This is a genomic window from Streptomyces omiyaensis (assembly GCF_014650895.1).
In the GTDB taxonomy this organism is placed as follows: Bacteria; Actinomycetota; Actinomycetes; order Streptomycetales; family Streptomycetaceae; genus Streptomyces; species Streptomyces omiyaensis.
The window spans coordinates 46,440-59,102 of the sequence record NZ_BMVV01000007.1 but is presented as its reverse complement, the minus strand read 5'-3'; the positions used below and the strand labels follow the sequence as shown (position 1 = coordinate 59,102).

Annotated in this window: 11 protein-coding genes and 2 pseudogenes; 1 reads left to right on the top strand and 12 read right to left on the bottom strand. The window is 73.6% G+C overall.

Annotated features, from left to right (window positions below; genetic code table 11):
- Positions 1 to 116: 116 nt before the first annotated feature.
- The 9 genes and pseudogenes from IE287_RS13775 to IE287_RS13735 form a co-directional block, all read right to left on the bottom strand.
- A complete protein-coding gene (locus tag IE287_RS13775; protein ID WP_189849305.1) occupies positions 117 to 1,283 on the bottom strand; it encodes an agmatine deiminase family protein in 1,167 nt (388 codons plus the stop codon).
- Between the two features lie 81 nt (positions 1,284 to 1,364).
- Complete coding sequence (locus IE287_RS13770) at positions 1,365 to 2,816, bottom strand: purine-cytosine permease family protein (RefSeq protein ID WP_189849304.1); 1,452 nt, start codon at positions 2,814 to 2,816, stop codon at positions 1,365 to 1,367.
- A gap of 435 nt (positions 2,817 to 3,251) precedes the next feature.
- Positions 3,252 to 3,455 (bottom strand): annotated as a pseudogene (locus IE287_RS13765) (agmatine deiminase family protein); the annotation flags it as partial.
- An 87-nt stretch (positions 3,456 to 3,542) separates the two neighbouring features.
- Positions 3,543 to 4,340 (bottom strand): ABC transporter ATP-binding protein, encoded by a 798-nt coding sequence (locus tag IE287_RS13760; RefSeq protein WP_189849303.1) that lies wholly within the window; start codon positions 4,338 to 4,340, stop codon positions 3,543 to 3,545.
- Positions 4,333 to 5,328 (bottom strand): ABC transporter ATP-binding protein, encoded by a 996-nt coding sequence (locus IE287_RS13755; protein WP_189849302.1) that lies wholly within the window; start codon positions 5,326 to 5,328, stop codon positions 4,333 to 4,335. Before IE287_RS13755 ends, IE287_RS13760 begins: the two co-directional genes overlap by 8 nt.
- Entirely contained in the window at positions 5,325 to 6,179 is an 855-nt protein-coding gene (locus IE287_RS13750; RefSeq protein ID WP_189849301.1) for an ABC transporter permease, read from the bottom strand. The genes IE287_RS13755 and IE287_RS13750 overlap by 4 nt, the downstream gene beginning before the upstream one ends.
- Complete coding sequence (locus IE287_RS13745; RefSeq protein ID WP_189849300.1) at positions 6,176 to 7,135, bottom strand: ABC transporter permease; 960 nt, start codon at positions 7,133 to 7,135, stop codon at positions 6,176 to 6,178. The genes IE287_RS13750 and IE287_RS13745 overlap by 4 nt, the downstream gene beginning before the upstream one ends.
- Complete coding sequence (locus IE287_RS13740) at positions 7,132 to 8,790, bottom strand: ABC transporter substrate-binding protein (RefSeq protein ID WP_189849299.1); 1,659 nt, start codon at positions 8,788 to 8,790, stop codon at positions 7,132 to 7,134. Before IE287_RS13740 ends, IE287_RS13745 begins: the two co-directional genes overlap by 4 nt.
- 78 nt (positions 8,791 to 8,868) lie before the next feature.
- On the bottom strand, positions 8,869 to 9,882 hold the full coding sequence (locus IE287_RS13735; RefSeq protein WP_189849298.1) for an agmatine deiminase family protein: 1,014 nt from the start codon (positions 9,880 to 9,882) through the stop codon (positions 8,869 to 8,871).
- A 208-nt stretch (positions 9,883 to 10,090) separates the two neighbouring features.
- On the opposite strand from IE287_RS13735, the gene IE287_RS39100 reads away from it, so the two are divergent.
- Positions 10,091 to 11,059 carry an amidohydrolase family protein gene (locus tag IE287_RS39100; protein ID WP_189849297.1) on the top strand — a complete coding sequence of 323 codons (969 nt, stop codon included), beginning with the start codon at positions 10,091 to 10,093 and terminating at the stop codon, positions 11,057 to 11,059.
- Between the two features lie 97 nt (positions 11,060 to 11,156).
- Here the strand turns inward: IE287_RS39100 and IE287_RS13725 are convergent, their stop codons facing one another.
- The 3 genes and pseudogenes from IE287_RS13725 to IE287_RS39430 all read right to left on the bottom strand — a co-directional run.
- Positions 11,157 to 11,738 (bottom strand): TetR/AcrR family transcriptional regulator, encoded by a 582-nt coding sequence (locus IE287_RS13725; protein WP_189849296.1) that lies wholly within the window; start codon positions 11,736 to 11,738, stop codon positions 11,157 to 11,159.
- A 35-nt stretch (positions 11,739 to 11,773) separates the two neighbouring features.
- Positions 11,774 to 12,349, bottom strand: coding sequence for an agmatine deiminase family protein (locus IE287_RS39095; RefSeq protein WP_268254980.1), 576 nt, complete (start codon positions 12,347 to 12,349; stop codon positions 11,774 to 11,776).
- 209 nt (positions 12,350 to 12,558) lie between these two features.
- Positions 12,559 to 12,612: pseudogene (locus IE287_RS39430) on the bottom strand (hypothetical protein); the annotation flags it as partial.
- Positions 12,613 to 12,663 lie beyond the last annotated feature (51 nt).

Below are 12,663 nucleotides of genomic sequence, written 5' to 3'. Positions count from 1 at the left end.
GCCGGGCCGTCCGGCCGCGCCCCGGCGCGCCCGGAGCCGCCCCCGGCCCGGCGGCGGGGCGCCGCGGCGGGCCGGTCCGGGCCCCCGCGCCGGGCCCGGACCGGCGGTTCACCGGATCAGCGGCCGGGTTCCTGCATGGTCACGCAGTGGGCGCCTCCGCCGCCGTTGCCGTAGAGACCGTCGAGGTTGAGCTGGACGACGGGCCGGCCGTAGGCGGCGGCGATGGCCGACTTGGCCGCCGCGTCCTTGGCGGTGTCGCCGAACTGGGTGGTGATGATCGCGCCGTTGGTCACCGTCCAGTTCATGTAGGAGCTGAGGAACTCGGCGCGCCGGCCCGAGGGGATCCGGGGCAGCGTGTCGGGGCCCTCGATGGTGAGGACCCGGAGCCGGCGGCCGCGGGCGTCGGTCGCGTCGACCAGGACGTCGCGCACGGCCCGGGCGTTCGCGGTCCAGACGTCCGGCCGGACGGCTCCGGCGAGCTGCACCATGACGACGCCGGGCCTGATGTAGCGGGCGGTGCCGTCGATGTGCCCGTCGGTGACGTCCTGGCCCTTCACGCCCGGCAGCCAGATCATCTTGGAGGCGCCGAAGCGGGAGAGGAGTTCCGCCTCGATCTGGGCGCGGGACTTGCCGGGGTTGCGGTTGGAGTTCACCCAGCAGCTCTCGGTGGCCATCAGGGTGCCGTCGCCGTCGTACTCGACCCCGCCGCCCTCGCCGACCACGGACGACTTCGCGAAGGGCACGCCCGAGTAGGAGGCGACCCGCTGGGCGACGACGCGGTCCTTGTCGTAGGCGGAGGCGGGGATGCCGTAGAAGCGGGTGGCGTTCTCGCCCCAGGCGTTGAAGTTCAGGCCGAAGGAGTCGAGGCCGCCGGCGTCGTCGACGCGGAAGAGCGGACCGGTGTCGCGCATCCAGCAGTCCGAGACCGGGATCGAGCCGGTCACCGTGACCGTGGAGCCGCACGCGGCCCTGGCGCGCGAGGCGGCGGTGGAGCCGTCCGCGCACATGACGACCGGCTCGTACGCGGCGACCTCCTTGGCGAGCTTGGCGATGTCGGCCTGGATCTTGGAGAGGTCGGCGCCCCAGATCGTGGTGCTGGACGGCCAGGCCATCCAGGTCCTGCGGTGCGCCTCGTCCTCGCCGGGCACGCGCCAGGAGGCGGCCATCGCGGGCCGGGCGCCGAGGACCGGTCCCGCCGCGAGGGCGGCAGCGACCGCTCCGGTGCGGGCGAGGAGGGATCTGCGGCTGAGGCCCGGTCGGTCGCCGTCGTGTGCGTTCTTCACGTGGTGCTCCTTCTCTGCGGGGTTCGGTACGCGGGAATCACGGGGGTGCGGGTACGGGTACGGGTGCGGGTTGCGGCGCGGTCAGTGGAGTCGGTCCAGCAGCCCCTCCTCCCGGACCAGCCGGCGCTCGGTGGCCAGGTCGAGGCTGCGGGCGAAGGCCCAGTAGAGGCCGCCGGCCACCGGGAGGCCGACGAGGAGGGAGCAGTCGACACCGCCGAGGAACCGTGCGGCGGGACCGACGAAGAGGCCGGTGATGACCATGAAGGGGGCCATGCAGGCGAGGCCGATCGCGTAGGCGAGGTTGCCGCGCCAGCCCCACCGGCCGTATATCCCGTGGGGGTTGAAGATCTCCTTGACGACGTACTGGCCGCGCCGGACGAAGAAGAAGTCGACCAGGTTGATGGCCGTCCACGGGATGAAGAGGTAGGTCAGGACCACCACCACGTGGGCGAAGAACCAGTTGAACCGGTCGATGCCGACGAGGGTGGAGACGGTGCCGACGGCGGCCAGCATGATGCCGACGGTGGCGATCCTGAGCGTCCGCGTGGGCTTGACCGGGCGGAAGGAGTCCAGGATGGAGATCATGGTGAGGCTGCCGCCGTACTGGTTGATCGCCATGATGGAGAGCAGGCCGATCAGCAGGACGACGACCGCGACGGTGCCGAATCCGTCGAAGAGCCGGTCCGCCGCCAGCTTCAGGGCGGTCACGGGGTCGGTGCCCTCGGGGGCGGCGGCCGAGACGACGGCGCCGAGGACGAAAACCCAGATGCCGGAGACCGCGCTCGGCAGGTAGGTCCACCAGAAGGTGCTGCGGACCGGGACGTCGGGTCCGAGGTAGCGCGAGTAGTCGGAGACGTACGGTGCCCAGCCCAGCTGGAAGCCGGCGACGAAGACGAACACCAGCATGAACGGGGCGGGTTCGAAGGGGCCGGGCTCCCAGACGCCGTCCGGCAGTCCGCCGCCGAAGAGGGCGGCCGCCGTGACGGCCGCGGTGATCACGACGAACGGCCAGGTGAGCCACCCGTTGATGCGGTGGATCCACTCGTAGCCGAACAGGGCGACCACGGTCGCCACCCCGGCGGCCAGCAGGTAGCCGACGGTGTTCGGCATCCCGGTGAGCAGGTTCACGGCCTGGCCGGAGAGGAGCGCGTCGGAGGTGTTGAAGGCGACGTAGTTGACCAGGGCGAAGACCCAGACCGTGAGCGCCGCGCCCAGGTATCCGAACTGCGGTCGGGACTGCACGAGTTGGGGAAGCCCCAGCTGCGGCCCCTGGGCCGAGTGGAAGGCCATGAAGAACGTGCCGAAGAGGGAGCCGAGGACGGTGGCGACGACGGTCCAGACCAGCGAGCCGCCGAGCGAGAGGGTCACGACGCCGGTCGCCAGGCCGGTGAGGTTGAGACTGCCGACGAACCAGATGGCCCCCACGTCCGACGGCTTGCCGTGCCGTTCCGAGAGGGGCACCCAGTCGATCGAGTGCTGCTCGATCCCGGCGAGGGGGGCGGGATCGTTCGTCTGCGAGGCAACTGGCCCCATGCGGGCTCCTGTTCACGGGTGCTTCCACGAATCCGCCGGCCACCGCGGGAAGGTGCGGGCGCCACTCGGATGCAGACACCGTAGGAACTGACTCAAATTTCAGTCAATCCTTCGCGCACGATGAGTTGACTGAAATTTCAGTGCGGATTTCGTCGTCGGTACGCCGCCCGGCGGTCCTTCTGCCCCGCGGCCGGACGACGGCCGTCACGATCACGCCCGCCGCGGTCGCCCCCGTCGGCGCCGGATAGGGCCCGCCGGGACCGAGGCCCGGCGCGTGCGCCGGCCGGGCACGCAGCGACGCCGCGGCGGTCCGGGGAACGCGCGGCGCCGGGGGCACAGGGCAGCGGCGCCACCGGATGCCCGCACACCGCCGCGGGCCCGGCGAAGGAGGCCGTGCCGGGCGCCGGTCCGGTGCGGACGGCCGGGACGGGGCGCTCAGGCGGCGGGCTGCTGCCGGGTGACGCAGTGGGTGCCGCCGCCACCGGTGCCGAGGCGGTCGATGTCGAGTTGCTCGACGACGCGGTCCGGAGAGAGGCGGGCGAGGGTGGCGCGGGCCGCCTCCTCGGCCCGCCGGTCGCCGAAGCGGGCGCTGATGACGGCGTCGTCGCAGAGGGAGAAGTGGGCGTACGAGGCGAGGAGGCCCCGGGCGGTGGGCGCACGGCGGACGGGGGCGCGTGCGCCGGAGGGGTCGGGGGCGCGGCGGGCGGCGGGCGCGCCCGGGAGGGTTCAGAGGGCGCGGCGGGCGGCGGCGATGGCCGCGGGGTCCCAGCCGGGGCGGGGCACGGACTCCAGCAGCAGCCGGGTGTAGGGGTGTCCGGGCGCGGCGAGCACCTCGGAGGTGCGGCCGGCCTCGACGACGCGGCCCCGGCGCATGACGATGACGTCGTCGGTGACGCGGCGGACCACGCCGAGGTCGTGGGTGATGAAGAGGTAGCCGATCCGGGTCTGTTCGCGGATGTCGGCGAGCAGGTTGAGGATCTGGGCCTGGACGGAGACGTCGAGGGCGGCGACCGCCTCGTCGAGGACGAGGACGGCGGGTTCGACGGCGAGGGCGCGGGCGATGGCGACCCGCTGGCGCTGGCCGCCGGAGAGCTGCCGGGGACGGGCGTCGGCGGCCCGGGTGCCCAGGCCGACCTGGTCGAGGAGTTCGCGGACGCGCCGGTCGTGGTCGGTGCCGGGGAAGTGCAGGCGCAGGGTCTCGCGCAGCACCTGCTCGACGCTGGTGCGGGGGTCGAGGGAGAGGTAGGGGTCCTGGAAGACCATCTGGACCTCGCGGGCGCGGGCCAGGCGCCCGGCCCGGCCGCCGCCGCCGGTGGCCCGGGCCCGGCCCCGGACGCGTACCTCTCCGGCGTCGGCCCGCTCCAGGCCGACGACGATGCGGGCGGTGGTGGTCTTCCCTGAGCCGGACTCCCCGACGATGCCCAGGGAGCCGCCTTCGGGGAGGACGAAGGAGACGTCGTCGACGGCGGGGACGCTCCCGAAGGCGCGGTGGAGGCCGACGGCCTCCAGGGCGTTGTCAGGCATCGACGGGGCTCCCTTCGAGCCGGTCGGTGTGGTGGCAGGCGGCCCGGTGGTCCGGGAGGCCGGGCGCGGTGCGCTGCTCGGGGGCCTGTCGCTCGCAGAGTTCCGTGGCGAGCGGACATCGGGCGGCGAACGGGCAGCCGGTGAGCTCCCGCCGCAGGTCGGGGGGATGGCCGCCGATGGCGGCGAGCCGGCCGCCGGGGGCTTCGAGGCGGGGGGTGGAGGCGAGCAGGGCGGCCGTGTAGGGGTGCCGGGGCCGGGCGAAGAGGGCCTCGGCGGGGCCGCTCTCGGCGATCCGTCCGGCGTACATGACGTAGACGCGGTCGCTGATGGCGGCGGCGAGGTCGAGGTCGTGGGTGACGAAGAGCAGGCCGGTGCGGAAGCGGGCGCGGAGCTCGGCGAGGAGGGCGACGACCTCGGCCTGGGTGGTGACGTCGAGGGCGGTGGTGGGCTCGTCGGCCAGGAGCAGTTCGGGGTCGCCCATGAGCGCGGCGGCGATCATGACGCGTTGCAGCATGCCGCCGGAGACCTGCCCGGGGTACGCGCGCAGCGCGGACGCGTCCAGGCCGACCGCCTGCAGGAGTTCGCCGGCGCGGGCGGTGGCGTCGGCCCGGTTCATGGTCCGGGTCAGGGTGACGCTCTCGACGAGGAAGTCGCCGATGCGCCGCATCGGGTTGAGGGCGGCCCGGGGGTCCTGGAAGATCATGGCGACGGTGTCGGTGCGCAGGGCGCGCAGCTGTTCCGGCTTCATGGCGAGCACGTCGTGGCCGCGGACCCGGATCCGGCCCGCGACGGTGGCGCCGGGCGGCAGCAGGCCGAGGGCGCCGCGCGAGGTGAGGGACTTCCCGGAGCCGGACTCGCCGACGAGGGCGACGGTCTCGCCGGCGGCGACGTGCAGGTCGACGCCGTCGAGGACGGGGCGTGCGGTGCCGGGCAGGGTGACCCGCAGGCCCTGGACGTCGAGGGCGTGCGGGGTTCTCGTGGGAGTCATCGGTCTCTCCTGGCGACGCGGTCGGCCCAGCGTTCGCCGACGACGTTGAAGGCGACGACGGTCAGCACGATGAACACGCAGGGCAGGACCGCGGAGAGCGGGTAGCCGTGCTGGACGGCGGTCTGTCCGTCGAAGACCATGCGGCCCCAGTCGGGGGTGAGGGCGGGGACGCCGAGGCCGAGGAAGGACAGGCCGGCCAGGTCCATGAGCGCGTAGCCGAAGTTGATGGCGGACTGGGCGAGGACGACGGGGGCGATGTTGGGCAGGACGTGGCGCAGGCAGATCTGGGGCGCCGAGTGGCCCTGCACCCGGTAGGCGCTGACGTAGGGGCGGGCGCGTTCGGCGAGGACGAGCGAGCGGGTGAGCCGGCTGACGTAGGGCAGGTAGGCGAGCGACAGCGCGATGACGGGGGCGAGCAGCCCTTCGCCGTGGACCGAGACGACCAGGATCGCGAGCAGCATGCCGGGGAAGGCGAAGACGAGCTCGGTGGAGCGGGAGAGGACGGAGTCGAGCCAACCGCCGCGCCAGGCGGCCGCCATGCCGATCGCGAGCCCGGCGAGGGTGGAGAAGAGCACGACGCCGAGGGGTCCGAGGAGGGAGGTGCGGGCGCCGAGCAGCAGCCGGGAGAGGGTGTCGCGGCCGGCGGCGTCGACACCGAGCGGGTGCGCCGCGGAGGGGCCCGCGAGCGCGTTGCCGAGGTCGACGGCGTTGGGGTCGTGCGGGACGATCCAGGGCGCGAGCAGGGCGGCGGCGGTGACGAGGCCGACGAGTCCGAGGCAGAGCGGGTGGAGCGGGGAGCGGGCGGTGCGGAGCCGGGCGAGGCCCGGGCGCCGCGTCAGGACGGCGGTCATGCGGAGGAGCTCCTCGTTCCGAGCGCGATCCGCGGGTCGACGAGCGGCAGCAGCAGGTCGACGACGAGGTTCACGGACATGAAGAGAGCGACGATGATCAGGGAGATGGCCTGGACGGTCGGGAAGTCCTTGGTCGAGGTGGACAGTTCCAGGAGCTGGCCGACTCCGCCGATGCTGAAGGCGGTCTCCACGAGGACCGTGCAGACGAGCAGGGTGGAGACGATGAGGCCGCCGGTGGTGAGGACGGTGCCGAGCGAGTTGCGGAAGACGTGCCGGCGGATGACCTGGCGTTCGGGGACGCCCCGGCTGCGGGCGACCGTGACGTGCTCGCTGTCGAGGGCTTCGAGCATGGCGGAGCGGGTGACCCGGGCGAGCATGCCGATGAGGTAGAGCGCGAGGGCGATCGCGGGCAGGGTGAGGTGCCGGACCTCGTCGAGGAGGCCGTCGCCCGCGCCGCTGCTGGGGAACCAGCCCAGCTGGACGGCGAACACGCCCTGCAGCAGCACGGCGGCGACGAACGACGGGGTGCCGACGGCGAAGGCCGTGCCGACGAGGACGGCGGTGTCGGTGGCGCCGCCGCGGACCGCGGAGAGCCGGCCGAGCAGCAGTCCGACGACGACGACCACGACGAGCGCCATGCCGATGAGGAGCAGGGTGGTCGGCAGCCGGTCGGCGAGGAGGCGCGAGACGTCGGTGCGGTAGGTGAGGGAGCGCCCGAAGTCGCCCTGGACCACGTCCCCGAGCCAGCTCAGGTAGCGGACGGCGAAGGGCTCGTCCAGGTGGTACTGGGCGTTGATCGCGGCCAGTGCGTCGGGGGAGGCCGAGCGGCCGGCGAGGAGGAAGCCCGCCGGGTTGCCGGGGGCCAGGTAGAGGGCGCCGAAGACCACGAAGGAGGCGGCGAGGAGGGTCGCGGCCATCTCCGCCACGCGCCGTGCGGCGAAGCGGAGGAAGCTCACCGCCCGGCCCCCACGGAGGCGGCCCACGGCTGGTACATGTACGAGATGGTCGTGGGGGCGCCGGTGATCCTCTTGTTGAGGAAGACCGAGGTGGGCCACTCGGCGACGGGTATCCACAGGAACCGTTCGGCGGCGAGCCGGTTGAGCCGGGCCTCGATCTCCATGCGCTCGGCGGGCGCGTAGGCGGCCGCGGCCTTGTCGACGAGCGCGTCGTACTGCGGGTCGCTGTGGCCGGCGTAGTTGAGGTAGGCGCCGGTCTTGAAGTGGGCGAGGAGGTCGAGCGGGTCGGTGACGGAGTTGTAGATCGTGAGGGGGAACATGTCGACGCCCTCGCGGGCCTCGGGATCGGTGAACAGCGCGGTGAAGGCGTTGGGGGAGACCGTCTTGAGGCGGATGTCGAGGCCGATCCGCGTGCCGGCCGCCTGGACGGCGGTGGCGAGGAGCGAGACGTCCTGGCCGATGGGGCTGGTGACCATGGTCAGGGTCTTGCCGGTGGCGCCGGCCTCCTCGACGAGGGCCTTGGCCTTTTCGATGTCCGGTGCGGTGGGCGGCAGCCCGTCGAAGGCGGCCTTGAGGGCGCTCTCGGGCGCGGCGGCCCAGGCGGCGCGGGTGGTGAGGGAGCCGGTGACGGTGCCGGCGCCGCCGAGTCCGGCCTTGACGAAGCCGGAGCGGTCGAGCGCGAGGGAGAGGGCCCGGCGGACCCGGACGTCCCCGAGGGCGCCCTTCATGTTCGTGATGTTGACGTTGACCGTGCTGAGGCCCTCGCCGAAGTACAGGGTTCCGACGCCGCTCTCCCGGAGCCGGGCGTAGCTCTCGGTGGGGATCAGGTAGCCGCCGTCGATCTCGCCGCTGAGCATGGCGTTGGTCCGGGCGGAGGGGTCGGTGAGGACGCGGAGGACGACCTTCCTCGCCTTGGCCCCGGCGCCCCAGTAGCCGTCGAAGCGCTCCAGCTCGATGGACTGTCCCTTCTGCCAGGCGCCGAGCCGGAAGGGGCCGGTGCAGGCGAGGCCGCCGGTGGTGCCGTAGTCCTTGCCCGCCGCCTCGACGCCCGCCTTCGAGGCGACGACGCCGGCGGCGGTGGCCATGTACTGCGGGAACTGGGAGTCGGGCCGCTCCAGGCGCACGGTGACCTGGAGGGGGCCGGTGGCGCGGACCGACGCGACGTTCTGGAAGACCTGCGCCCAGGCCGCGGCGTTCTTCGGGTCGGTCTGCCGGCCCAGGCTGAAGACGACGTCGTCGGCGGTCATGGTCCGTCCGTCGTGGAAGCGCACGCCGGACCGCAGGTCGTAGACCCAGGTGAGCGGGTCCGGGTTGGCCGCCCTCCGGGCGAGTCCCGGTTCGAGGGTCAGCTGCGGCGTCCAGCGCATGAGGCTCTCGCACACGTTGGACAGGACGGTGTTCTGGGGGTAGTCGAAGGCGACCGTGTAGTCGAGGGTCGGCGGTTCGGCGTAGAGGGCCCAGGCGAAGGAGTCGATCTCGGCGCGGGCGGGGGGCGTGGAGGCGGAGAGCCGGACCTCGACGCCGCCCGCGCCGCCCTTCGGCGGGCCGGCGCAGGCCGCGAGGAGGGCGAGGGCGGACAGGGCCGCGGTCGCGGCGGTGGTCCGGCCGTACCGGCCGGAGGACCGTCTGCGGCTCCGGAGGGAAGGTGTCGTCATCGTCGCGCTGTCTTTCCGTGAGGGGTACGGGAGTGACGGGCCGCGGGGCCGGCCCGTCAGCGGCGGACTCGGGAGGCGCTAGGCGGAGGTGCCGGCGGCGGGCACCTGCTGGGTGATGCAGTGGACGCCGCCGCCGCCGTGGGCGATCGCGACGGCGCGCACCGGGACGACCTCGCGGCCGGGGTACGCGGAGGCGATCACGGCGAGGGCGGCCTCGTCCTGGGGCACTCCGGCCACCGGGACGACGACGCCGCCGTTGGCCACGTAGTAGTTGAGGTACGACACCTCGACCTCGCCGTCCGGCATGTCGGCGAAGGCGGTCTGGGGCACCTCGATGATCTCCAGGCGGCGGCCGCGGGCGTCGCGGGTCGCCTCCAGGACCGCGCGGTTGGCGCGCATCCGGGCGTGGTCGGGGTGGTCGGGGTCGTCCGGCAGGGAGACCACGACGGTGCCCGGGGCGGCGAAGGCGCAGACGCCGTCGACGTGTCCGTCGGTCTCCGTGTCGAGCAGACCGCCGTACGGCAGCCAGATCACCTTCTCCACGCCGAGCCGGGCCTTCAGCTCGTCCTCGATCCGGTCGCGGGTCAGGCCGGGGTTGCGGTTGGGGTGGAGCAGGCACTGCTCCGTGGTGATCAGGGTGCCCTCGCCGTCGACGGTGATCGCCCCGCCCTCCAGGACCATGCCGGAGGCGATGCGGTCGGCGCCGAAGTGCTCCAGGAGCAGCGCGCTGATCCGGTCGTCGGAGTCGTACGGGTGGTGCTTGCCGCCCCAGGCGTTGAAGCGGAAGTCCACGCCGGCGCGGTTGCCGTCGCCGTCGAGCACGAAGAGCGGGGCCGAGTCGCGGAACCACGAGTCGTCCTGCGGCAGCTCGATGACGGTGATGCCGTCGCCGCACCTGGCCCTGGCCTCCTCGCCGTGGCCGGGCGGCGCGACCACGGTGACGGGCTCGAACGCGGCGATGGCGCGGGCGACGTGCGCGTACTCGTCCTTGACGTCGTCCAGCACGCTGCCCCACAGGTCCTCGCGGACGGGCCAGGCCATGAGGCACGCCTCGTGCGCGGACCACTCGGCAGGCATACGGAATGCGGTCATCAGGGGTCTCTCTTCGTTTCGCCAGAAGTACCCGTCGTCGGCGCCGGCGGGGCCTGGCGCGAACGGGGACGGGTACGCGGTGTGAACAGCATCCTCCTCCCGACTGAAAATTCAGTCAAGAGCGAAGGTGTGGGTTTCGGGGTGGGGATGCGGAGGGAGGAGGTCGCGGGCGCACTCACCCCCTCGACCGAGGGGACGGGTCGCACGCATGGCGCCCCTTCTGCTTCCTGGCGCTCCTGGCGCAGGGAGGGTAGTCCGCAGCGACTGCTCTACTGACTCAAATGTCAGTCAAGACCATCTCGGGCTTCTCCCTCGCACCTCTCCCCCGGGCTCCTCCTCGGACTGCCTCGCGGCCTCCCTCCTCGGACTCCTTCCCAGGCTCCTCCCGCGGTCTCGCCGACCGGGCCGCCGTGCCGGGCGCCGAGGCGGTCTGCCGGGGACTGCCGGTGGCCCTCGACGAGCCGGCGGAGAACGGGATCACCAGCGCGGGCGACGCGGGCGGCTTCCGGCGCCAGGGCCACCCGGAGGCCTCGGAGCGGGCCCTGGAGAGGGCGAGCCGTCCGTACGCGCCGTCAACAGCCTCTACGCCTGCGCCGACCTGCCGCCGGAGGAGCAACTCGCCTGTCTGGAGCGCCGGTTCAGCGACGATTCGGACAGCCTGCCGCGGTTCGGCACGGCGAGGATCTACGTCGACTGCATCCTCGGCCTCGGCACCGCGTGGATGCTGGAGCCGTACGACGCCCCGGTGGACCCGGAACACCCCTTCGGCTCCCCCTGCTTCGAGCGCGACGAGTTCCGCGCGTGCGTGTCCGGGCTCCACCGCATCGGCTACCGGATGCACTTCCACGTCATCGGCGACGCGGCGGCCCGGGAGGTGCTCGACGCGGTCGAGGCCCTCGCCGCCGACCCCGGCGAGGTGGCCGACCGACGCCACCGCACCACGCACACGCACCTCGTCCACCCCGACGACCGGGAGCGCTTCGCCGCACTCGACGCCGCCCGCCCCCTCGGCCAGGACGGCACCACCGGCTCGATCGAGGTCGGCAAGCAGGCCGACCACGTCGTCGTCGACCGGAACCTGCTGGAGATCCCCGTCGACCGGGTCGACCGCACGAAGGTGCTGTGCACCGTCCTCGCCGGACGCGGCACCTACCAGGCGGCGGGCTTCACCCCGTGAAGGGCCGGCACGGCCGCGGCACCGGAGGCGCGGCGGCGCCGCACAAGCACGGTCGCGTCACCGGAAGTCCGGCGGCGGCACCGGAGGCACGGCCGCGTCACGAACGCCCGAGCCGCTCGATCTCCGCGTCGATGCCCTCGCTCATCAGCGTCCGGGCGTGGGAGATCTGGAGCGTGCCGCTGAGCCAGCGCATGCTCAGCCCCTCCAGGAGGGCGGTGAGCCGCTCGGCCGCTCCCGCGAGGGCGACCGCCGGGGCCATCGGCCGGACGCGGCCGAGCAGCGCGGCGATCTCCTGGACCCAGACCAGCGTGGCGCGCGTCAGGTCCTCGCGCAGGACGTCGTCGAAGACCGCGCTGGCCCGCAGCTCGCCCCAGGCGCTGCTGTTCTCGCGGACCTCGGTGGTGTCCTGGAGTTCGAGGAGCAGCGTGCGCTCCAGCTCCTCGCGCGGACCGAGCGGCGGGGCGTCCGGGTCGCGCTCGGTGGTGTACCGCTCCGCCCGGTCGTTGATGAACTCCAGCGTCTTCAGCAGGATCCCGTTGCGGTCCTTGAAGTGGTAGTAGATCAGCGCGGTGGACACGCCCGCCTCGGCGGCGAGCTCCTCCACGCGCAGGCCACGGACCCCGCGCCGGGCGATCACCCGGGCGGCCGCTTCGAGGATCTGAGTACTGCGAGACGCCATGGCCCGAACCTTACCGGGCGCCGCCCGCCCCCGGATCACCCCCTGACCCGGTGCTCCGGCGTCCCCCCGGCCGGGCGGCCGGGGGGACGGCCGGGGGGGGACGGCCGGCCGGGGGCCCGGTCAGAAGGCCGGGGGGGGACGACCGGCTGCGACTGGGTGGCGCAGTGGATGCCGCCGCCGCTCGCGATGTCGTCGATGTCCAGCTGGACGACGTTCCGGCCGGGGTAGGCCGCGGCGAGGACCGCGTAGGCCGCCGCGTCGGCGTCGGCGTCGCCGAAGTGCGGGACGAACACGGCGCCGTTCGCCGTGTAGCAGTCGGTGATGTCCTGACCGGCGAGGCCGGGCACCCAGATCACCCTGTCGATGCCGAGCGCCGCCCTCATCGCCTCCTCGACCTGCGCCTGGGTCATGCCCGGGTTGCGGTTGGCGTTGACGAGGGAGCTGACCGTGGCGAGGAGGGTGCCCTCGCCGTCCGTCTCCAGCGAGCCGCCCTCGCCGACGAAGCCCGCCCGCACGCGCGGGAGGCCGTGGTGCCCGAGGAGGGCGGCCGCCGCGAAGGCGTCGTTGGCGTGGACCTGCTTGTCGCCCCGGCCGTTGAAGTTCGTGTCCACGCCGGCGACGGCGCCCGGCGCCCGGCGCCACGACGAAGGTGGGGCCGAAGTCGCGTATCCAGAGGTCGTCGACGGGGATGTCCAGGACGTCGATGCCGTAGTACGCGCCCGCTCCGCACCGGTAGCGGGCCTCGGCCACCTGCGAGGGGGGCGAGCACGCTGACCGGCTCGTAGCGGGAGATCGCGTCGGCGACCCGCGCGATGTCGCGGCGGACGCCGTCGAGCCGGGTGGACCAGACCGACGACAGCGCCGGCCAGGACATGAAGGTGCGCACGTGGCGCTCGGTCTCCGCGGGCATCCGCAGGGCGGCGGC

Bases quoted from the DNA above. Each gene is read 5' to 3' on its own strand.
- IE287_RS13740 (WP_189849299.1), bottom strand. From the start codon at position 8,790: ATGACGACACCTTCCCTCCGGAGCCGCAGACGGTCCTCCGGCCGGTAC.
- IE287_RS13750 (WP_189849301.1), bottom strand. From the start codon at position 6,179: ATGACCGCCGTCCTGACGCGGCGCCCGGGCCTCGCCCGGCTCCGCACC.
- IE287_RS13725 (WP_189849296.1), bottom strand. From the start codon at position 11,738: ATGGCGTCTCGCAGTACTCAGATCCTCGAAGCGGCCGCCCGGGTGATC.
- IE287_RS13755 (WP_189849302.1), bottom strand. From the start codon at position 5,328: ATGACTCCCACGAGAACCCCGCACGCCCTCGACGTCCAGGGCCTGCGG.
- IE287_RS39100 (WP_189849297.1), top strand. From the start codon at position 10,091: ATGGCGCCCCTTCTGCTTCCTGGCGCTCCTGGCGCAGGGAGGGTAGTC.
- IE287_RS13735 (WP_189849298.1), bottom strand. From the start codon at position 9,882: ATGACCGCATTCCGTATGCCTGCCGAGTGGTCCGCGCACGAGGCGTGC.
- IE287_RS13770 (WP_189849304.1), bottom strand. From the start codon at position 2,816: ATGGGGCCAGTTGCCTCGCAGACGAACGATCCCGCCCCCCTCGCCGGG.
- IE287_RS13760 (WP_189849303.1), bottom strand. From the start codon at position 4,340: ATGCCTGACAACGCCCTGGAGGCCGTCGGCCTCCACCGCGCCTTCGGG.